General features: G+C 65.4%; 22 protein-coding genes. 5 read left to right on the forward strand and 17 right to left on the reverse strand.

The window, feature by feature from the left end:
* Positions 1-5 precede the first annotated feature (5 nt).
* Positions 6-1,541 (reverse strand): SulP family inorganic anion transporter, encoded by a 1,536-nt coding sequence (locus tag A5753_RS18105; RefSeq protein WP_082971368.1) that lies wholly within the window; start codon positions 1,539-1,541, stop codon positions 6-8.
* Between the two features lie 323 nt (positions 1,542-1,864).
* On the reverse strand, positions 1,865-2,287 hold the full coding sequence (locus tag A5753_RS18110) for a nitroreductase family deazaflavin-dependent oxidoreductase (protein WP_067131099.1): 423 nt from the start codon (positions 2,285-2,287) through the stop codon (positions 1,865-1,867).
* Between the two features lie 157 nt (positions 2,288-2,444).
* Here A5753_RS18110 and A5753_RS18115 point away from each other — a divergent pair, with 157 nt between their 5' ends.
* Positions 2,445-3,347 (forward strand): class I SAM-dependent methyltransferase, encoded by a 903-nt coding sequence (locus A5753_RS18115; protein WP_067131102.1) that lies wholly within the window; start codon positions 2,445-2,447, stop codon positions 3,345-3,347.
* 48 nt (positions 3,348-3,395) lie between these two features.
* Positions 3,396-4,085, forward strand: a complete 690-nt coding sequence (locus A5753_RS18120; RefSeq protein ID WP_067131104.1) for a class I SAM-dependent methyltransferase — start codon at positions 3,396-3,398, stop codon at positions 4,083-4,085.
* A 20-nt stretch (positions 4,086-4,105) separates the two neighbouring features.
* On the opposite strand, the gene A5753_RS18125 is transcribed toward A5753_RS18120, so the two are convergent.
* The 3 genes from A5753_RS18125 to A5753_RS18135 are packed head-to-tail and all read right to left on the reverse strand — an operon-like array spanning position 4,106 to position 6,630.
* A complete protein-coding gene (locus A5753_RS18125) occupies positions 4,106-5,743 on the reverse strand; it encodes a PPE family protein (RefSeq protein WP_197694737.1) in 1,638 nt (545 codons plus the stop codon).
* Positions 5,744-5,746: 3 nt separating this feature from the next.
* The gene (locus tag A5753_RS18130; protein WP_067131107.1) at positions 5,747-6,052 is read right to left on the reverse strand and encodes a PE domain-containing protein; all 306 of its coding nucleotides are present in this window, start codon (positions 6,050-6,052) and stop codon (positions 5,747-5,749) included.
* A complete protein-coding gene (locus A5753_RS18135) occupies positions 6,049-6,630 on the reverse strand; it encodes a hypothetical protein (protein WP_067131110.1) in 582 nt (193 codons plus the stop codon). Before A5753_RS18135 ends, A5753_RS18130 begins: the two co-directional genes overlap by 4 nt.
* 98 nt (positions 6,631-6,728) lie before the next feature.
* Here A5753_RS18135 and A5753_RS18140 point away from each other — a divergent pair, with 98 nt between their 5' ends.
* The 3 genes from A5753_RS18140 (at position 6,729) to A5753_RS24615 (ending at position 8,193) form a co-directional block, all read left to right on the forward strand.
* On the forward strand, positions 6,729-7,127 hold the full coding sequence (locus tag A5753_RS18140; RefSeq protein ID WP_197694742.1) for a hypothetical protein: 399 nt from the start codon (positions 6,729-6,731) through the stop codon (positions 7,125-7,127).
* Positions 7,124-7,912 (forward strand): hypothetical protein, encoded by a 789-nt coding sequence (locus A5753_RS18145; protein ID WP_067131116.1) that lies wholly within the window; start codon positions 7,124-7,126, stop codon positions 7,910-7,912. The genes A5753_RS18140 and A5753_RS18145 overlap by 4 nt, the downstream gene beginning before the upstream one ends.
* A gap of 113 nt (positions 7,913-8,025) precedes the next feature.
* Entirely contained in the window at positions 8,026-8,193 is a 168-nt protein-coding gene (locus A5753_RS24615; protein WP_197694738.1) for a hypothetical protein, read from the forward strand.
* A 39-nt stretch (positions 8,194-8,232) separates the two neighbouring features.
* On the opposite strand, the gene A5753_RS18150 is transcribed toward A5753_RS24615, so the two are convergent.
* The 12 genes from A5753_RS18150 to A5753_RS18205 form a co-directional block, all read right to left on the reverse strand.
* Positions 8,233-8,616, reverse strand: a complete 384-nt coding sequence (locus A5753_RS18150) for a hypothetical protein (RefSeq protein ID WP_231990105.1) — start codon at positions 8,614-8,616, stop codon at positions 8,233-8,235.
* 9 nt (positions 8,617-8,625) lie between these two features.
* Positions 8,626-8,850: a hypothetical protein gene (locus A5753_RS18155; RefSeq protein ID WP_067097397.1), complete on the reverse strand. Its 225-nt coding sequence runs from the start codon at positions 8,848-8,850 to the stop codon at positions 8,626-8,628.
* 283 nt (positions 8,851-9,133) lie between these two features.
* Positions 9,134-10,393, reverse strand: a complete 1,260-nt coding sequence (locus A5753_RS18160; RefSeq protein ID WP_067131118.1) for a TetR/AcrR family transcriptional regulator — start codon at positions 10,391-10,393, stop codon at positions 9,134-9,136.
* Between the two features lie 128 nt (positions 10,394-10,521).
* The gene (locus A5753_RS18165; RefSeq protein WP_067131121.1) at positions 10,522-11,307 is read right to left on the reverse strand and encodes a mannan-binding lectin; all 786 of its coding nucleotides are present in this window, start codon (positions 11,305-11,307) and stop codon (positions 10,522-10,524) included.
* A 12-nt stretch (positions 11,308-11,319) separates the two neighbouring features.
* Positions 11,320-11,907 carry an Mce protein gene (locus A5753_RS18170; protein WP_067131124.1) on the reverse strand — a complete coding sequence of 196 codons (588 nt, stop codon included), beginning with the start codon at positions 11,905-11,907 and terminating at the stop codon, positions 11,320-11,322.
* Positions 11,908-11,942: 35 nt separating this feature from the next.
* The gene (locus tag A5753_RS18175) at positions 11,943-13,193 is read right to left on the reverse strand and encodes an MlaD family protein (protein WP_067131370.1); all 1,251 of its coding nucleotides are present in this window, start codon (positions 13,191-13,193) and stop codon (positions 11,943-11,945) included.
* A complete protein-coding gene (locus A5753_RS18180; protein ID WP_067131129.1) occupies positions 13,190-14,422 on the reverse strand; it encodes an MlaD family protein in 1,233 nt (410 codons plus the stop codon). The genes A5753_RS18175 and A5753_RS18180 overlap by 4 nt, the downstream gene beginning before the upstream one ends.
* Before the next feature lie 2 nt (positions 14,423-14,424).
* The gene (locus A5753_RS18185) at positions 14,425-15,540 is read right to left on the reverse strand and encodes an MCE family protein (RefSeq protein ID WP_067131132.1); all 1,116 of its coding nucleotides are present in this window, start codon (positions 15,538-15,540) and stop codon (positions 14,425-14,427) included.
* Complete coding sequence (locus tag A5753_RS18190) at positions 15,537-16,583, reverse strand: MCE family protein (RefSeq protein ID WP_067131135.1); 1,047 nt, start codon at positions 16,581-16,583, stop codon at positions 15,537-15,539. Before A5753_RS18190 ends, A5753_RS18185 begins: the two co-directional genes overlap by 4 nt.
* Positions 16,576-17,655 (reverse strand): MlaD family protein, encoded by a 1,080-nt coding sequence (locus A5753_RS18195; RefSeq protein WP_067131138.1) that lies wholly within the window; start codon positions 17,653-17,655, stop codon positions 16,576-16,578. Before A5753_RS18195 ends, A5753_RS18190 begins: the two co-directional genes overlap by 8 nt.
* Positions 17,652-19,217, reverse strand: coding sequence for an MlaD family protein (locus tag A5753_RS18200; RefSeq protein WP_067131140.1), 1,566 nt, complete (start codon positions 19,215-19,217; stop codon positions 17,652-17,654). The genes A5753_RS18195 and A5753_RS18200 overlap by 4 nt, the downstream gene beginning before the upstream one ends.
* Positions 19,218-20,075: an ABC transporter permease gene (locus A5753_RS18205; RefSeq protein WP_067131142.1), complete on the reverse strand. Its 858-nt coding sequence runs from the start codon at positions 20,073-20,075 to the stop codon at positions 19,218-19,220. It abuts the gene before it with no gap.
* Between the last annotated feature and the right edge of the window lies 1 nt (position 20,076).

Here is a 20,076-nt window from a genome sequence, read left to right on the forward strand (position 1 = left end):
CTGCCTCACTTGGAGGCGGACGCGGACAACTCCTCGACCAGGCTCAGGTGCACATTGCGGCGGGAGGCCTTCGATGACTTGTCGCCGTTGCCAATGGATTCCATCAGCCCACTCGCCGCCAGGGTGTCGGCCGTGTCACGAACGTGGACCTGCCCGCCGGTAGCGCAGTGCCGTCGTTGCCAGTCGCTGATCGCCTGGTGCGCTGCGTGATCGAGATAGTTCGTCAGCAGGTGGATGGTGACCGAAGTGCGTTCGGGCACGGACGCCAGGACGCCGGTCAGGCGAGGCAGTGCGAGGAAAGTACACGCGCCCTCGACCACGACGTGCCATCCGTCACCAACGGGCTTGGCCTCGATCCTGGCCCTCACCACCCGCCATCCGGTCATAGCGACGGCCAAGGCGAGCCCGATCATCACGCCGTGCAGCAGATTGAGGAAGACGACGCTGAGTACGGTCACCAGGTAGACGACGAGATCACCGTTGCGCAAGGCGGTTTCGATGTGTGCGGGCTTCAGCAGCTCGATGCCGATCACGATGAGAAGCCCGGCAAGTGCCGCGGTGGGGATCTTTTCGACGAGTCCCGCGAACGGCACGGCGAAGAGCAGGATCCAGACGCCATGCATGATCGTTGAGGCGCGCGTTTTTGCGCCGGCATTCACGTTGGCCGCGCTGCGCACGATGACACCCGCGATGGGTAGCCCACCGACTGCGCCCGATGCGATATTCGCCGCACCTTGCCCGATCAGCTCACGGTTGAAGTCGGTTCGCGGGCCCGTGTGCATCCGGTCGATCGAGACCGCGGTCAGTAGACTCTGGACGCTCGTGATCAGCGTGACGGTGATGACGGCGACGACGACGGCTCCCCAGTTCCCGTGCGGCAGCGACGGCAGGCGCAGCGCCTCGAGGACAGAGCCGTTCAGAACTATCCGGGAAACATTGAACGGAAAGACCACCGAAACAGCGGTGACCACGACGATCGCGACGAGTGGGCCCGGAACCTTGGCCACCCGGGCCGGCACCCAGCGCCAGGCAACGAGAATGGCTATCACCAGCAGGCCCAGGACAAGCCCCGGCCGATGGGCACCGAGAATCTGGGCGGGCAGGCCGGTGACATTGCTCCAGGCCGAGCTCTTCGAAGCGCCACCCAGCAATACGTGCACCTGCTGCAGGGCGATCGTGATTCCAATGCCGGCCAGCATGGCGTGCACCACAACGGGCGCGATTGCCAAAGCCGCACGCGCAATCCGGCTGAACCCCAACAGGACCTGAAGCATCCCCGCGATAACTGTGATGAAACATGTTATCGCCCAGCCAAACTGAGAGATCACGTCGGCGACAACGACGGTCAGTCCCGCGGCGGGTCCGCTCACCTGCAGCGGTGAGCCCCCGATCCATCCGGCAACCACTCCGCCGACGATCGCCGCGATCAAACCGGCGAGAACCGGTGCGTCCGAAGCGATCGCGATGCCGAGCGACAACGGAAGCGCCACCAGGAAGACCACCAACGAGGCCGGAAAGTCATACGGAAGCGTCTCGCGCATCCGGTCGAGTCGGGAGGGGGCTGCCTTCTCCACGCCCTGGCGAACTGGCTGTTCCACGTGTTGCACCGACCTTCCCCCGAATTGGTCACTAGCGGTGAGCGTTTCGATATCCACCCGGTCACGGCAGGTAGGAAATATGTAAAGCCGTGCAGCGCAGGCGGTTAGAGCTACCATGAACGTCATTGTTCGGCGGACATGCCTGGCCTATGCGTTCGAAGGTATGTGGGGCGGGCAGGAAGGGTCAACCGGACGGGCCGAGCGCATATCGAATGCAAATTTTTCGATTCCCATCGGCGGCAACTAGACCACAGGATGGAAAGCGGTTACTCCAGAACGAAAACCGGGATCTGACGTGCCGTCTTCGCCTTGTATTCCGCATAGGGCGGAAAAGCCTCAACGGCCCGCTGCCACCACTGTTCGCGCTCGGCACCGTCGAGCTCGCGAGCCGTCAACGTGACAATCGTGTCACCATCCTGCAGCGTCACCCTCGGATTCGCCTTCAGGTTGAAGTACCAGACCGGATGTTCCGGGGCGCCGCCATGCGATGCGACAATTACGTAGCGGCCATCCTTCTCGACCCGCATCAACGGTACGTAGCGCTGTTTGCCCGACTTGGCTCCGGTGACGGTCAGCAGAACGATGGGCCGGTCGAAGACCTCGACTCCGTCGGTCGTGCCTTGACTCAAGATCTGTTCGGTCTGGTCGCGCACCCAGCCCCTGGGGCTCAGTTCGATTGGGTCAGCCATACCTACAGCGAACACCCGGCCACCGCTGCCGGATTCCCGGGCCTCGGCCGCGCCGCCGTTGCCGCTCGAACCGGAGGTCCCGGCGCGCAGGCGTACAGTTGAGTTGTCGATTAGATAGGCTAGCTAATTTCACGCAGGCCGCAGAGAGGAGTCGGGCGTGAGCCGCACCGAGAACGACACATGGGATTTGGCGTCCAGCGTCGGAGCCACCGCGACGGCGGTCGCCGCACAGCGGGCGATCGCGTCCCAGGGCCCGGACGCTCTGCTGAACGACCCTTGGGCCGATCCGCTCGTCCGAGCGGTGGGCATCGACGTCTTCATCAAGCTTCTCGGCAACCAGCTCGACCGCAGCGATGACCCGCTGCTGAACCGCCAGGCCGTGCGGGAGCAGATCACGGTGCGCACCCGATTCTTCGACGACTTCTTCGTGCAAGCGACCGAATCGGGCATCCAGCAAGCGGTCATTCTGGCGTCCGGCTTGGACACCAGGGCTTACCGGCTGCCCTGGCCGGCAGGCACGGTCGTCTACGAGATCGACCAGCCCGAGGTGATCGAATTCAAGACGCGAACTCTGGCCGAACTTGGCGCCACCCCCAGTGCCGAGCGCCGCACCGTGTCGATCGACCTGCGCGACGACTGGCCGTCGGCGCTCGTGGCGGCCGGGTTCGACGCTCACAAGCCGACCGCGTGGAGCGCCGAAGGGCTACTCGTCTACCTTCCGCCTGAGGCGCAAGACCGTTTGTTCGACAACATCGCCGCCGCTTCGGTGCCGGGCAGCCGGATCGCCACCGAACACATGGATCTGCGCGACATCCCCTCGGACTGGGCGAAGAAGTTGACTGAGCGGTCTCAGCGGATTGGCTCCAACATCAATCTGGCCGAGCTGTTCTACACCGGTGAGCGCAACACTGCCGCCGAATACCTGGCCGCGCGTGGTTGGCGGATCGAGATACGGACCACCGAGCAGGCTTTTGGCGCACACGGCTTCGCGGTACCGAACGACGAGCTGGCCTCGTTCGGCGACGCATCCGGTTATTTGACGGCAACGCTTGCGAAGTAGAGTATCAGCTTCGTTGACATATATCAGCTTTCTTGATATAAAGGTGGCATGACGCAACCGACCCAAGAGATGTTCGAATCCGCTTATCGGGGCGAGGCTCCCGAGATGGGCGAGGGCAGTCGGCCGCCGTGGAGCATCGGTGAGCCGCAGCCCGAGATCGCGGCCCTGATCGACAACGGCAAGTTCCACGGCGACGTGCTCGACGCTGGTTGCGGCGAGGCGGCGGTGTCGCTGTACCTCGCCGAACGCGGCTTCACCACGGTAGGCCTGGACCAGTCGCCCACCGCGATCGCGTTGGCAACCGAGAAAGCCGCCCGACGAGGCCTGACGAGCGCCACCTTCGATGTCGCGGACATCAGCGCCTTCACCGGCTACGACGGCCGCTTCGGGACCATCGTCGACAGCACCCTTTTCCACTCGATGCCCGTGGAACTGCGCGAGGGCTATCAGCAGTCGATCGTGCGGGCCGCCGCACCGGGAGCCTCGTACTTCGTGCTCGTCTTCGACCGCGCCGCGATGCCTGCCGATGGCCCCGTCAACGCGGTCACCGAAACCGAGCTGCGCGATGTCGTCTCGAAGTACTGGGTGATCGACGAGATCCGGCCCGCCCGCATCCACGCCAACGTGCCCGAGCACTTCCTCGCGGGCTTTGAGGCATTCGCAGGCGCCGACATTCGCGACGAGGACAACGGTCGCAAGTCCGTGGGCGCCTGGCTACTGTCCGCGCACCTCGGCTGACGGCACCCGGGGCGGGCGGCCTACGGGACGTCCCAGCTCTCCGGCAGCATCGGCATGCGGGCGCCATCACCGGTTTCGTTGCCCCCCAACGTGCTCAGGCCTGCCGCGCGCACGTCAGGCTTGGGCAGCGTTCCGGTGAAGCCCTTTATCGTCCCTCCGGAGTCCGTGGCCCGATAGCGGTCGGGCGACGTCGACGCGAGCGCGGCGGCATCCTCGTCGGTCTCGATGAATTCGTAGCGGTATCCCGGGTCGACGATCGACCGCGGACGCTTGCCGCAGCGTCCCTGATCCTGCTCTGCCTGCGCTACGCCCGCCGCCGATGCCGCGGTGTGCCCGGCTGGTCGCGCACTTCTCGCCTGGGTCTGCGCCTTCGATCCCATGCCGAGCCCGACGCTGCCCACCATGTAGCCGAAGCCCTCGGCTCCGGTCACGGGTGCCGGGGGTACCGGCGGTGGCGCCGGCGGCGTGACCGCGGAGGTTACGGGCGCAGGAGTCGACACCACCGACGTCGCTGGTGCCACCGGGCTGGTCGGGGCCATCGGAGCCATCGCGGGAGCGGCCGAGACCACCGGTGGTTGGTTGCCGACCACAGCGGGCTCTGGCATTGCAGCGGGAGCGGGAGCGCCTGCCGGGGCGCCCACCGCGGCCACCCCCGACAAACCCGCCAGGCCTGCCAGGCTGCCCAGGTTGGCGATTGACAGGCTCAGACCGACCTGCAGCAGCAGCGGCAACTCTTGGAGGATGAAGCGCAGCGTCCGGAGCGTCCAGTTGACGATCCGGTAGGTCTGCCATGCAATGAAATACTGCATTAGCGCCGGGAACTGGGACGGGTTGAGCAGACCTGAAAGGTTCTGCTGGAGCCAGGCCACCGCCTGAGCGTTGCCGTCGAAGAAGTTTCCTAGATTCTGCAGGTACTGCGACGGGCTCCAGTTGGGCTGGCCCTGACCGGGGATCTGCTCGCCGTCGGGCCCGAAGAGCATTTCCCAGATCTCGTCGGGGGTGGGCAGCTGGAAGGAACCCGTACCTCCTCCTCCGCCCGCACCGGTCCCACCGCCGGTGCCGCTTCCTGCTCCCGTCCCAGTGCCCGCTCCGGTACCAGTGCCCGCCCCAGTTCCAGTCCCCGCGCCAGCGCCGCTCCCAGTTCCCGTGCCCGCTCCGCTGGTCATTTGCACGGCTTCGGTCGTCGCCTGGTAGGTGGTCATGGTCGTCGCCGCCTGGGTCCACATCCGCGCGTAGTCGGCCTCGTTCACCGCAATCGGAATCGTGTTGATTCCAAAGAAATTCGTCGCCACCAATGCCGCGTGCGTCGCATGGTTGGCGGCCAATTCCGGCAGGGTCGGCATCGCGGCCAGGGCGGCCGTGTAGGCGGTGGCCACCCCCTGATGTTGGGCGGCCGCCTCGGCGCTCAGCGCACCGGCCAGCTGCAGCCACGCCAGATACGGCATGTGCGCGGCGACGTACCTGTCGGCGGTCGGGCCATCCCAGACCGGGGCGGATCCGCTCAAGGCGACCGTCAATTCGGTAGCCGCCGAATCGTATTGGGCGCTCAGGGCGGTCCAGGTCGCTGCGGCCGCCAGCAACGGGCCCGGCCCGGGACCGCTGCTCAGCAGCGTCGAGTGCACTTCTGGCGGAAGGGCCATCCACACCGGCGCGGTCATTCGTCAGCCCGCGGCCAGGTAGGTCGACGCACCCGCCGCATCGCCGGCGGCGTAACCGACGCCCGCCAGACTGACCCCCAACCCGGCACGGCCCAACACCTCGACGCCCTTGGCCGCCGCGGCCGAATGTTGGCTGCCGCGCTCGCTGAACACGGCGGCGGCCGCCAGCGATACGGGATCGGCCGCCGGTGGAGCCACCACCGAGACCACCGGTGCCGCCGCCGCGTGCGCTGCCGCCAGTTGAGCGGTGATCGCATCGACCGCCGCGCTGGTCGCCGCCAGGCCCTCGGGAATAACTCGCAGTGTCATAGCGGCCCCTCCTTGTATCGCCTTCCGTCAATGAGTGCGCCGGCTTCCCCCGTCGGGGGGTGACCCAGACAAAGTGCCACCACCGAGGCGAGCAGACCGGCTACGAAGCCAAAAATTAGATGCCAACCGGCCCGGGCGAGCATCCCGTTCGATGCCCACGCCGAGACAGCAGCTGCTGTGTGCCACGAGAAGACCGGACTGGCAAGCGCGACCAGGTGAATGGGCGCAGCGGCGACGGCGAGCAGCCATCGGCGCGCGCGAACCGCCGAAAGGGAGCCGACGGCATACAGCAACACCGCCGCGGCCACATAACGGCTGCTCCACAGCGGATCGCTCATCCCATGCATCGGCAACGTCGCGATCGATGACACCGCCCCGACCGCTAGCACCGCCGCACGCCGCGCGGTCACCAGCGCAACCGCCACCAGCATGGTCAACCAGATCAATCCGCGGTGTCCTGGTAGGCCCAAAGGAATGCGGATATCGGTCGAGGCGACAATGATCGCGACCGCAAGCAGGGGGAACGCCACCTCCCGGACGGCCAGGAGTCCCGTCGTCGGTCGCTGCATCACCGTCATGCGTGGATCATAAATCGCAAGGACCTACACTAATCCTCATTTACGGCGAATTCACAGGAGGGAATCCGTAAATGCGCAGCAATGGCGGTCTGAGCCGTGTGGTTGCGGTTCTCGCCATGAGTGCCGCGCTCGTCGCGTGCGGCGCTTCGCAGCCCGACCTCCAACTCATCGTGCAGGAGAACCATCGGGTGCTCGACCGCTTCACCGTTTCGCAGCTCCAGCGGCTCCCTCAGGTCGAGGTCGCGACGCCGCAATCACACGGCGCGCAGGTCCAGAAGGGACCCAGCGTGCGCTCGATCCTCGACGCCGCGGGCGCGACCGACGTCGTCAAGGTGCGCGTGGAAGGCCGCGACCCGGCTCAGACCCTGACGGCCGCCGAGCTCGACGACCAGCTGATCCTCGGCTTCACCAAACGCGACACACTCAAGCTCACTGGCGCCAAGCTCACCCGCAATCAATGGGTTCGTGATGTCACCGATTTGGTGGTCAATCCATGACCGGCCGTACCGCGCTGGCCGGTGTGGACTTGCTCATCGGCATCGATGACACCGACAATCCGTATACGCTCGGCACGGGCCGGCGAGCCCGCGCCCTGCTTCACGAACTACAAGCGGCGGGCCTCGGCTCTCCCGCGGGCGCCACTCGTCATCAGCTGCTCGTCGACGACCGGATCCCTTATACCTCCCATAACTCAAGCGCATGCCTGGCCTGGCGGAGTCCCGACGACGATCCGCAGGCGGTGCTAACCGAGATCATCGAAGTCGCCGGACAATTCTTGGAACGGGTATGCCCACCCGATGCCGACCCCGGGCTCGCCGTCGTCGTCCCGGGCCAGCTCGCCGGCGCGGCGCCACGACTGATCGCGTTCGGCCATCGCGCCAAGCGAGAAGTGTTGCACCCCAGCGAGGCTCACGAGCTCGCCGCCGCGCTCGGCATGCATCTGTCCGGACACGGCGGTACCCGGGAAGGGACGACCGGCGCTCTCGCGGCAGTTGGCCTGCACCTGTCCGGTAACGACGGGCTGTTCATCACTCTGCCTGGAATCCGCAAGCTGCCCGTCCAGGCCAGCATCGAGGCGGTTTTCGCCCTGGCACCCATCGACCTGGTTCGCGACGGCATGCACCGCCAGCCCAGACCCGGCGAGGTGATCGAGCTGGGCGACTGGGTCCGTCCGGTGTTGCTCGACGGGCTGGCCGTGTTGCTTCTCGAGCCAGCTTGCCAGCAGGACGACGGAAGCAGAATCTGGCGAACGGCGCCGCGTGCGGTGGTCAAGCGGTATTGATCGCGCGGCGCCGTGAGCAGCGCAATCGGCACCGACGGATTGGGCCGGGTTTCGACGCCGGTCATTCGGGAGACCCTGACTAGAGGCAGTGCAGACGTTCAGAGGAGATCTCGGTGGACCAGCAAGTCAACTTCGACCCGCCAGCGGCGCCCGAGGACGCCCGCAAGGCGACCGAGGAGCAACGCAAGTTGCAGGAACAGCTCGAGCACCAGGACGAGGATCCGGAGGGTCCGGGATTGCACCAGTCTCGGCACGACCTCCCAGACGAGAGCACACGATAGCCCCGGTCCGGCGGTCTTCCGGTCGGCGAATGTTGGCTCTCAGCACGCTATTTCGTCTTGGCGAGATGCCGTGTTGCCCCACCGTGGTGATTGCGTCCCGCGCGCCGGCGGCGTTGGCCGCCGGTGGTCGTGGACGACCGCCGCCACAGCCTGCCATGTCAGCGTCACGCCGCCCAGGGCCGCCGTCGGGATTGCCCATAACCGCCGGACCATCAGCGCGCTGTTGCATTGGTCGACATAGTTGCGCGCTTTGCCGGCCGCCGTTGCGGCCTGGGTCAGTTCACTCGCAAACCCGTTGCCGCACTTGACTTGCCAGCCGAACTGATCGAAGGCGTCGATGAATACCGGGAAGTACAGCGCCAAGAGCCCCCCGGCCAGGAGCACCACGGCGGTGAAGACGATCAACGGCACGCGGTTGGTCATGCGAGCCTCCTAGGTCATGCACACGTTGGCGAAAAGCAGCACTGGCCACGACACGATCGAGCCGAGGAATGACACCACCAAGTCGGCGCCGTGCATGTCGTGCAGATGCTGGGTATGGGTGCTCGACCAGATCACGCCAACGATCAGGTACGGCGTCCCCAGCAGGATCGCCAGGCCCAGCAGTTCAGCGATGGTCAGTTGATACTCCAGGAGTGTGCGAATCCTGCTCAGCATGGGCATGCCTTTCGCGCGAGCGCTGCCGAGCTTGACGGTGGCCCACCAACACGATGGGAACTGCGGCGCACCCGGCATGCGGACTAGATCCGTCTATGTTAATGCGGATTCGGACGATTTGATAGCCCGATGGGTCCGTTCACGGCGCTCAGGCCCGGCCAACGAAAACAGGAGATACGCTGCCGGAAGCGGGCGTTCAGCTCGCCCGGATGCACCGGCGCGGTAAATCACCGACTAGCAAGTGGGTAGTGATTCTTCGGATACGGGCATCTGCAAAGACCTGTCAACGACGTTGTCGGCTGCCGTGCGGCGCACTGTGGGGGGAGGCGGGTCGTCCCAGCACCGTGACCTCCATCAGGCGACGCACGGTGAGGCTGGCGGCCGCACCGGCATCGGGAAAGACCAGGTGCCCGACGTCCACCGCAAGCGCGAAAGCGGCATGGACGGCGTATCGGGCGCGGCCCAGGGTGAGTTCCGGGCTGGCCGCGACGGCGAGGCTGGCCCAGGATTCGACGGTGGAGCGCTGAATGTTGTAGAGCAGCACCGCGTCGGTGTCGGGCAGGTTGTGACGCTCGGTGTAGTACACGCACGCCAGTTCGGGGTTGGCGAACGACCGGGTGACGTAGGCCTCGATGAGTTGCGTGAGCGCCCGTTCCGGGTCGGCATTGGTGGCCAGGATGCTGGACAGGTCACCCGAAAGTTGGTCGGCGGCGCGCCGGTAGTAGACCGCCAAGATGGCGGCCTTCCCCGGAAAGTATTGGTAGATAGTGGCAACCGGTATGCCGACCGCTGCGGCGATGTCTTCCATCCCGGTTTCGCGATAGCCGCGCTCGTTGAACAGCCGGATCGATTCGTGCAAGAGAAGTTCGTAACTTCCGGCGGCGCTGGTCAGGGTGGCGGGGCGCGGCTGGTCGGATCCGCGACCACGCGAGCTCGGCAACTCGGCCCGCAACACCGCGGTCGCGATATCGGTGAGCGCCGTGCGGATCTCGGCATTGCCCAACCGGGACCGATGGTCGGTGATGCTGCCAATCACGCTCAGTGTGGCCGCCGACAGGATCCAGCGTTGCCGCGATGTCAGTTTCGGCCGCAACCTCATCAGCGGACGCTGCAGGCGACGGTTGATCAGTTTGATCTGTTCGGCCAGAGCGCGCTGATCGTCGCCACGCAGGTAGCGGCCCTCCCACCGATACAGTCCGCCGGCGGTCCTGTTGACGATCGTGGTGTCGATCAGCGCATCGATGAGCGCGCTGAGTTGCTCCTCGGGATCGCCGTCGGCGGATAAAGTATCCGCAAATGCCGTGGCGTCGACCAGTTGCTGTCCCAGCGCCAGGAAGACCTCACGGAACAGGTCGTATTTGCCCTGCGAGTGGCGGTACAACGCGGCAGCGGAGATGCCCACCCGCGCCGCGATGTTTTCCATGCTGACCGCGTGATAGCCCAACTCGCTGAATGCATCGGTAGCGGCGCGCGCGATCTGGATCTTGCGGTCCTTCGGGCGCCGCTTCACCTCATCTGCGGACGAGCGGCTAGCCGACGGCATACAGATCACCGTAGCCGCAGCGGCGCCCGTCCGGGCGATCAGTAGACCACCGTGATTGCCGAACCGGCGAGCTGACAAGCACGGTCGGGCCCAGGGTTGTACCCGAGGTCATCAGACGCCGTGCCCCGTTACGCTCCGCCGAATTCCGGACGCAAGACTGAGCTGAGTGCGCTGAGCGGAATGTGGGGCTCGACGGCGCCTCCGTCCATCGACCATTGCTCCGCCTGCCCGTACTGGACGGGAGAATCATGGCCGACCGGATAGTCCGGCATGTACAAGATCAGCTCATCGGCCGTGAGCGCCCATGCCTTGTAGCCGCCGGAGAAGACCTTGTCCGGTGTCCACCGATCGACGGTGAAGGGATACGTCCCCGGATTGTGCTGCCATGCGGCACGGTCGAGAGCACCTTGGATGAAGGGTTCGGCCAACGGCGGGATGGCTGTCAACGGGTCGACACCCGGTTTGGTGATGTCGACCAGCTGCAACCGCTTGCCGTCCGCCATATCGAAAGTGAACGTGCGATAGGCGTTGTTGAACGCCGGACCGTCGGCGTGATAATCCTCGTGGAAGGCCACACTGAGCGCGCGCCCATGGGTGAACACCTGAAAGTTCTCCTCGCCCCAGCTGTCTTGGACCATTGAGGCGCCTTTGGTGCGCCAATTGTTCATCAGGTTGCGCAGGTATTCGCGGACGGGCGGCCCGCTGGTGGTGTTCTCGACAAGGTCCCCGGGTAGCGCCATCTTGATGTCGCGGACGGCCTTTCGCTCGGATACCACCGAGGTACGGCAATATTGCCCGTCCCAATCGCCGCCGAGATCGCCGCAAAACGACTGCGCCGACGCCGATGCCGCGGGTGCGCTGAGCGCCGCGACCGTCACCACTGTCACAGTGACCGAGGGCCGGATCATCCGCATCATCGAAGCGTCCTAAGGTAATTCGACTTTGCCGGCCAGCCAGCGGCCACCCACGTTTTCCATCGTGATCTTCATGCGGCTTCGGTCAACCCGCCCGTCGGGACGCACCGCGTTACTGACGGTCTGGTCGACCATCAACAACACGACCACCTTGTTCTTCGTTTGTGATTGGATCGCGGAGTCCACCACGGTGCCATGTGCCGCGGCCTTGTTGTCGATCAGCAATTGCCTAAGCTGCGCACTGGCTTTGGTGTAGGTGTCCTTGAATTCCCCTGTTGCGCCGCCAAGTACGGCAGAAAAATTCTGGTCGACCTGGTTGGAATCGATGCTCGTCAGCACCTGGGCATAGTCGACCGCGGTCCGCTGCGCTGCCTGCCCGGCCTGGTCCACCGCGTGCTCGTCCCACAGCTTCCAGCCCAGCCCGCCGGTGAGGCCGAAAGCGCCGGCGTAGACGGTGGCGACGAGCGTGATGCGGGCGTAGCGCTTCCACGGTCGGGCGCCGCGTTGCGCGTCCTGCTCGCCGGCGCCGGCCGCCTCGTCGTCAGGCGGCCTCTCGATGTCTTCGCTTGTGCTGCAATCCTGATCGGCGGTGATCGTCACGGTGGTGCCTCCTTGCGGTTTTAATGCCCGTGGGCTCAGTGGGGCGGCTCTATCGGCAGCACCGGACCGCCGTACGGCGTGGGAATAGTGAAGCGCCCCTTGGGCGTTGGATCGGTGGTTTGCCCGAGGTTGGCGCCCGGAGGTGGCCCCGCCGTGTCGTCGCCGCCCGGTCGGGGCGCATTCTTGGCGCCGCGGATCAATACCTGGGGGTCATCGTCTCGGCAGTAGGTGTACAGGAAGGGTTCGGGGTAGTCCGCCGACGACGACGGCCGCCGCGGGGTGCCGTAGTCGCAGGTGTAGCGCGGGTAGATGTCGGCGGTCGCCCACAGTCCATGCTCGTGCATGGTCGTCATCAGGGCCTCGAGTGTGGAGCCGCGATAGTCGGGGAAGACCGCATTCAACGCCGGCACACGGAGGTAGATGATCCGTGCGGTGGTCACCAGGTTGGCCAGCAGGCCCACCATCGTGTCGGAATTGTCGCGGAACAGGTTGTCGACCGAGGACAGGGAGTGTGGCGTCTGATCAACGAATCTGCGGTATCCGCGATCCATCTTGTTCACGCCGGTCATGAAGTCACCGACATTGCGAGACGCCGCACCGAGTCCGGCGTTCTTGTCGGACAGGGTGGTCAGCACCACCCGGCTGGTCTTGAGCATGCTCGCCGTCTGCGGCAGCACCGGGTCGATCGTCGACAGCAGGAACGTGGAGCCGTCGATGATGTCGGTGAGCTTCTGCGGGCCCTCCTTGCTCAAACTCAGTTCGCGCTTGACGATTTCGAGCTTCTTCGGGTCGGTTTGGGCCAGCAGCCCGTCGGCGTCGGCGAGCACCTGTGACAGGGGGATGGGTGTGGTGGTGTGCTGTGGGCCGATCACGCTGCCGTTCGACAGGAACGGGCCGGTGTTGGACGCGGGCTCGAAATCGATGTACTGCTCGCCGGCCGGAGACAGCCCGGACACTCGTACCGGGCTGGCGGCGGGGATCTTAATATTGGCATTGATCTTCGCGATCACCTCGACACCGGCGGGTGTGGGCCGCAACGACTTGATCCGCCCGACCCGGATCCCGCGGACTGATACGTCCTGGTTGGCCAGCAGCCCACCGGATTCGGGCAGCCGGATCGTGACCTGGTACGTCGAGTCCAGCGGACTGATTCGTAACGCCCCGATCGCCAGGTAGGTCACGCCGATCACCAGGGTGAGTACCAGCGCGAGGCCGGATAGCCAGGCGCGGCGACGGTGGCCGGCTCTGACCATGCCGACGACGAATCCGCCGATGGTCTCGATCATCGCGGCGGCTCCGGGATCATTGGATCCGGCGGCGCCTCCCCGGCGGGCGCGGGCGGAAGCGGCGGACCGACCGGCGTCCAAGGGCTTTGGCCCATCGGCGTTTGCGGACCGCGGCCCACGACCCGTTCTTGCAGACGCCACAGAACGTATTTGATCGAGCCGATCATGTAGTTCCAGTCGCGGCGCATGGGCCCGTGGAACGCCGGATCCCCCTTGAACCCCCCGGTTTCGGCCCCGGTACCCGGCCGCGATCCCATGACCAGCCGATCAAAGCTGCCGCGCACCGAAATCGCGTCGCTCGGAGTGGCTTTCACGAACGGCGGGATCAGGCGATTGAGGCCGGCGAGGCTGGTATCGGGACTCAGCACCACGTCGTTCCAGGCGGCGGCGATGGTGTTGGCGTCCTTGATGACGCTGCGACCCGTCTTGTCGGTGCCGGCGATCGACGGGAATCTGGACAGCTGATGCGTCGTGGCGCCGAGCTCGCCGACCACGTCGGCTATTTCGTCGGCGTTGCTGGACAACACCTTCGTCGCCGGACCGATGGCCCGCAGAACCTCAGTGATCGCCTGGTTCTTCTGGCCAAGTCGGTCGGCGAGCCCCGCCGTTTCGGTCACCGCCGCGTCGATCTGATCCGAGCGGGAATTGAGTTTGCCCAGAAGTAGATTGGTGCGGTTGATCAGGTCGCCGAACGCCCGTCCCTGGTCGCCGGTCGCCTTGCCGGCACCGTTGACGATAGTGGTGAAGTTGCGGACCGACCCGCCGTTGACGAGCAGCGCCGCGGAGCTCAACACGCTCTCCACCGTCGCGGCGGCGCGGGTGGCCGGCAGCCCTATGGTGTCGCCGCTCTTCAGCAGCGGCGCGACAGGGTCCATCGGGGCCGGGGGCTTGATCGCGACGAACACGTCGCCAAGCGGTGTCGCCGACCGCAACTCGGCGGTGCTGCCGGCGGGGATGCGGACACCGTCCATGATTCGCAGGGTGGTGACCGCGGTGTAATTGCGCGCGACCATCGATTCGAGCTGTCCGACATCGGCGCCGGCGAGTTTGACCTTCGCGTGCGCCGGCAGGTTCAGCGCGTTGGAGAAGACGGCGGTGAGCAGGTATCCGCCGTTGCCGATGCCCGGTGCCGGCAGCGGCAGGCTGGACAGCCCGTTGGTGGCGCAACCGGAGCTGACCATGACCGCGCTGAGCGCAACCGCCAACGCCTTGAGCTTAGCCGCATTCATCATCACTGCCCCATCGCCGAGAGACCGTCGAGGATGTAGGTCAGGCCGAAATCGGGACCATAGTCCTGCAGAGTGCCTGTGCTGCAGCCGAGTTGGCGCAGGTGCATGAGATTGCAGAGCTCCTTGGCCGACTGGCTGTCGGTCAGGGCCTTGTCGAGCAGTCCGTGCACCCGTATCGCGCCGTTGTTCTGGTCGACGGTGTTGTACAGGTTCTCCAACGTCATCGGGAGCACGTCGAGCATTTCGGATACCCCCCGCTGATCCTCGACGATCGTCTTGGCGGCGGTGTCGCCGTTGCGCACCGCCTGTTTGAGGTTGTCCCGGTTTTGCTCGAGCAGAGTGGTGACTTCTTCGAGGATTCTGTTGATGGTGCGTCCCGTGGTACCGGCGCCGAACTTCTCGTCGGCGAGCATCTGGCTGAGTTGGCGTGTCGTCGAACCGAATTGACGGACCTTGGTGTCGTTGCGGGCGGCGGCCTCGGTTATCGAACTGAGATCGGTGATGATCGTGGTCAACTGCTCGCGGGTGGTCCCGCCCCGCTCGGAGCTGAGCCGCAGGGCGTTGGAGAGCTCGTCGAGGGCGGACAGGATCTTCTTTCCGTTACTGTCGGTGATGGCGACCGCGGAGTCGGTCAGGTCGGCGATGGGTCCGCCGCCCTTTCCGTCGCCCTTGAGCGATTTGGACACCTTGTCGAGCATGTCGAGTACGCGGTCGAAGGCCACGGGCGTCTTGGTTCGGGTGAGTCCGATCGTGTCATGGTTCTTCAGCACTGGGCCGCTCCGGTAGGGCGGGGTCAGTTCGACCTGCCGGTCGGTGAGGATGGAGGTAGTGATGGTGACCGCGCGGGCGGCGGCCGGGATCTTCACCTTCTTGTCCATGGTCAGCTCGGCCTCGACGTAGCTGCCCTTGGACGTGACCTTGCTGACCTTGCCGACCGGCATGCCGAGGACCGCGACGACGTTGCCTTCGTAAAGGCCGGCGGCGCTGTCGAATTGCGCGGTCACCGTCATGGTGTTCAGCCGTGACTTGACGTAGTGGCCGGCCACCCCGATGGCGACGACGGCCACCGCCGCAACCGCGGCGCCCACGGCGATGAGTTTGCGCCTGCCGGAGATCATTTGCAGTCCTTGAAGTACTGGATCATCTTGAATTCCTTGGCCCTACCGCTGATGGCACACATCCATGAATCGATCGCGAGCCCGTTGGGCAGGTTGAACTCGACGACCGGGCCGTAGCCGGTGGCGTTGGTCAGGCCGCGCAGCGCCACCGGCGCGGCCTGCAAAAGATTGCGCAGCAAGTCGACGTGCTGGCCAACCATGTTCGTCAGCTGGTGCAAGTTGGCGAACAGCTCGTCGAGCATCGGCCGGTTGTTGACCACGATCTTGTCGAGCTGGTCGACAAGGTCCGTCAGGCCCGCGAACATGGCGTGGAAGGTGGCCTCGCGCGCGACCAGGTGTCCGAGCAGGTCCTGTCCCTGATCCATCAGGTGTCCGATATTGGTCTGCTGACGCCGTAGGGTATTGACCACTCGCTCAGTGCTTTTCAGCAGCGTGCCGAGCTGGCCCCGCCGGTCGGCGGTGATCGTCGACAGCGTCTGTAGATTCGCGACGGCCTGCGGAATCAACGGCGGCACGCCGCCGAGCTGCTTGCCGAGCACCCCGAGCGACTGGGCGAACTGGTCGGAATCGACCTGCTCGAAGGTGGTGGTCGCGTCCTCGAGCAGCGACTGCAGGTCGTAGGGCACCTCCGTGTGGGTGAGGCCGATCGTCTTGCCCGGCAACGATCCTGGGCCGTCGGGCACCAGCTCGAGATAGCGCGAACCGAGGATCGTCATCACCTTGATCACCGCGCGGGTGTCCTTGCCCAGCGCGACGTTGTCACGCACGCTCAATCCGGCTTCGACGTGATCGCCGTCGAGCTTCATGCTGGTGACTTGTCCGACTTCGATGCCGGCGATGGTGACGGGGTTTCCGGGTCGCAGCGTGGCGGCTTGCAGGAATTCGGCGGTGTAGTGGGTGTAACCCACACCGAACAGCTTGATACCCAGTGCCGCCGCGACGAGAACGGCGACCACTACCAGTCCGGCCAGCCCGAGCCAGGTCCTGTTGTACGACTCGAGCGGGCGGCGCCGCGCCCATCGGGCCTTCAGTGATTCAGCCATTGGCCATGTTCCTGCATCGCGGGGTGTGCCACCCCATGTTCTTGGTGGTGATCGGATAGGCGTTGCCCGGTGTGGCCGCGTTGACGATGAAGGTGGTGATGTCGTTGAGGCCGGGGAAGAAGCCGGTGGCGTTCAGGTCGCACGCGTAGGCGTTGCCGTAGGAGCCCTCGCTGACGGCTCGTGCGAAACCCTTGAGCAGCAGCGGCAGGTTGTCCCCGGTGAAGGCCAGTTGCGGTTCGATGCCGGCCATGTGCTTGCTGAATCCCGGCTCTCGTGTGATGAGCTCGTTCAGCGATGGATCCACGTCGTCGGCGATCGCCGAGAGCCGCCGGGTTACCTTGGCGATTGATCCCACCGAGTCCTGCAACGATGCGCGGCGGTCATCGAAATTGGCTACGGCATCACGCGTTTGGTCGAGTGCGTGATCGAGGTCGTCGTCTTGCCGGGCAACGGTGTCTGTGACCTTCGTGAGGCTGCTGATGAGGTCGCCCAGCGATTGATCGCGTGCGGACAAGGTTCGGGTGATCGTCGACGTCTGCTCCACCAGTAACGGGATGGACGCCTGATCGCCCTGCAACGACTGCAACACCCCCTTGGTCAGATCGTCGGCGTCCTTGGCATTGAGCAAGGTGAACAGCGGCTCGAAACCGTTGAGCAACCTCCCGACATCGAAGGAAGGGTCCGTCTGCTGCACGGGTATCACGCTTTTAGCGGGCAGTAGCCCGCGGTTGCCGATTTCGCCCAGCGACAACCCCAGATATCGCTGACCGATGATGTTCTGATAGGTCACCGATGCGACGGTGTTGCCATACAAATGCTGATCGTTTTCGACGATGAACGAGACCTTCGCAAGTTTGCCGGCGAGTTCGACGTTTTCGACGCGCCCGACCCGCACGCCGGCCATCCGGACGTCGTCGCCGATCCGCAACCCGTAAACGTCGGTGAACATCGCCGCGTACGGGGTGGTCGGCCCGGCCACGTCGCGCCGAAGGGTCGCGTACACCATCCACGTCACGGCGATCGCGAGCGCCATGAACATCGACAGACCGATCAGCGGGCCACGCACTTTCATTTCGGTCCACCCGCCGGCCGCTGTGGCTGCGGCTCCGGCCGGGGCTTGAGCGAGACCGCCGTACCGCGGGCTACCGGACCGAGCAACAACTGGGTCGCCACCGACGCCGGCCTTCCCTGGCCGGTGATCAACCCCAGCTGGTCGCGCTCGTGTTGGCTGCCAACGGGACCGACGTTGCCGCCGTACCCCGATGGTGCTACCGCGCCGGACGGACCGGGGCTTGGTGCCGGCGGTGGCGGCGGGGCGTCGTCGGGGTCGGCAGTGCCCGGGACGCGGGGAGCGGGGCCGACAGGCCAGGGCCACCACGGCAAGGGTGGATTGGGGTCCTGCAGGTTCGGATTGGGGTTGTACAGCGGTGGACCGACCGCGACGAGGTTGCCGTCGGGCCCGATTTGGGTGCCCGGGGGCGGCGCCAGATCCGCGGGCGGGTGGTAGTTCTGCGGCAACAGCACCTCGGGCAGGTCGGGGCGGACCGCGATCGTCGGGGCGGTATAGCAGCTCGGTCCGAGTAGCTGGCCGTAGCGCGGACAATCGGCCCGGGTGTAGGTGTAGCTGGGTGTCAGCGCGAGATTGACCCGCATGTTTCCCGTGTCGAGTTCAGGATCCCATACCTCTTGAAAGAACTTGTCGGACAACCGGTTCAACCTGGTGAAGATCGGCACGAACTTGTCGCTGTGCAGTGCCAACACACCCAGGGCGGGTGTGAGGTTTTGGGTCATGTCGATGAGCTGATCGGTGTGGTTGTCGAAAGCTTGTCGGCCGACCCCGAACGTGTGGTGCGAACCGGTGACCAAAGACCGGAACTGCTCACGCTTTTCGGCCAAGGTCTGCATCGGTTTGACCGCATCGTGCAAGACGTCGACGAGGTCGGGCGCTGTCGACTGCAGGCCCCGAGTGGCATCCAGCAGCGCGGACACTGTGGATGGTCCGGGGTCGGTGGTGACAATGCCGTTGAGCTCATCGAGCACGCGAGTCATTTGCGCGCCCGCGGTGAGCAGCGCGCCGCGCCGGTTGTTGGTAGCGGCCGCGACGGCGGCCAGAATGCCCACACTGTGGTCTTCGCGGCCCCTGCCGGTCGCGGCGAGGATGTCGCGCAGCTTGCTGATCGTGGTCTGGAAGATCACGGTCGAAAGCTGAAGGTCTTCGGGGATGCGTGCACCGCTGCGGATGCTCGAGCTCGGACCGCCGTCGACGAGTTGTACCGACGACACCGCGAACACATTGCTCGGCACCACCCGCGCGGTCACCGCGCCTGGGATGTCCTTGCCGTATTCGGGTTTGAGGTTGATGTGCACGTAGTTCGGTTTGCCGTAGGTCGCCGGGACGACATTGTCGACGGCGCCGACGAGCAGCCCGTGATACTTCACATCCGAGCGGGCGGGTAATCCGTCGCCCACGTTCGTCAGCTCGGCGACCACCCGGATGTAGTCGTTGAGCCGCCCGGTGGATTTCATCAGCAGGCTGCCCGTGATCAGTCCGGCTATCAGCAGCACGGCGACACCCATGCCGAGCAGTTGTTGGTCGGAAGGGCCCCGCCCGTCAAAATCCAGTGAATTGGGCATTCAGCCACCGAATCTCGCGCCGGCGTCGATGCTCCATAACGCCATCGTGAGCAGCATGTTGACCATGATCACGACGGTGATGCTCGCCCGCATGGCATGTCCGGCGGCTACGCCCACGCCCTCGGGGCCACCGGCGGCATAGAATCCGTAGTAGCACTGCACAGTGGACGAAAGCCAGACGAAGACAACACACTTGAGCACCGAATAGGCGATATCCTTGGCGCTCAGCATCATCGTGAAGTAGTGCAGGTACGGGCCGACGGATCCACCGCTGATCACCTCGGCGACCACTTGGCACGTCAGGTAGGTCACCGCCAGGCAGGCGATGTAGAGCGGGATCACCGCGATGACGGAGGCCATCAGCCGCGTCGTGACCAGGAACGGAATGGGGCGGATGGCCAGCGATTCCAGGGCATCGATCTCTTCGGCGATGCGCATGGCGCCCAATTGGGCGGTGAACCGGCAGCCGGCCTGCATCGCGAACGCCAGCGAGGCCATGATCGGTGCCAATTCGCGGGTGTTGACCAGCGATGAGATGATGCCTGTCGCTGGGCCCAAGCCCAGAAGATTGAGGAAGTTGTAACCCTCCACGGCCACCAGGGCGCCCGCGGTGAAACCGAGTACCACCGCGACGCCCGCGGTGCCGCCTCCGACGACGATCGAGCCGTTGCCCCAGGCGATATTCGACAACAGTCGCAGGAACTCCGTGCGGTATTGACGCAATACGGATGGCACCGCAAGGACAGCCCTTACGAAGAACAGCAGCATGTGCCCCAACCGCATGGTGGGGGCTGCCGCCGCCCGATAGGCACCCACAATCGGCCGGGCCAGGGTGGGGACGTAGGGGGAGGCCGTCATG

It is taken from the genome of Mycobacterium sp. 852002-51971_SCH5477799-a (assembly GCF_001667145.1).
GTDB lineage: Bacteria > Actinomycetota > Actinomycetes > Mycobacteriales > Mycobacteriaceae > Mycobacterium.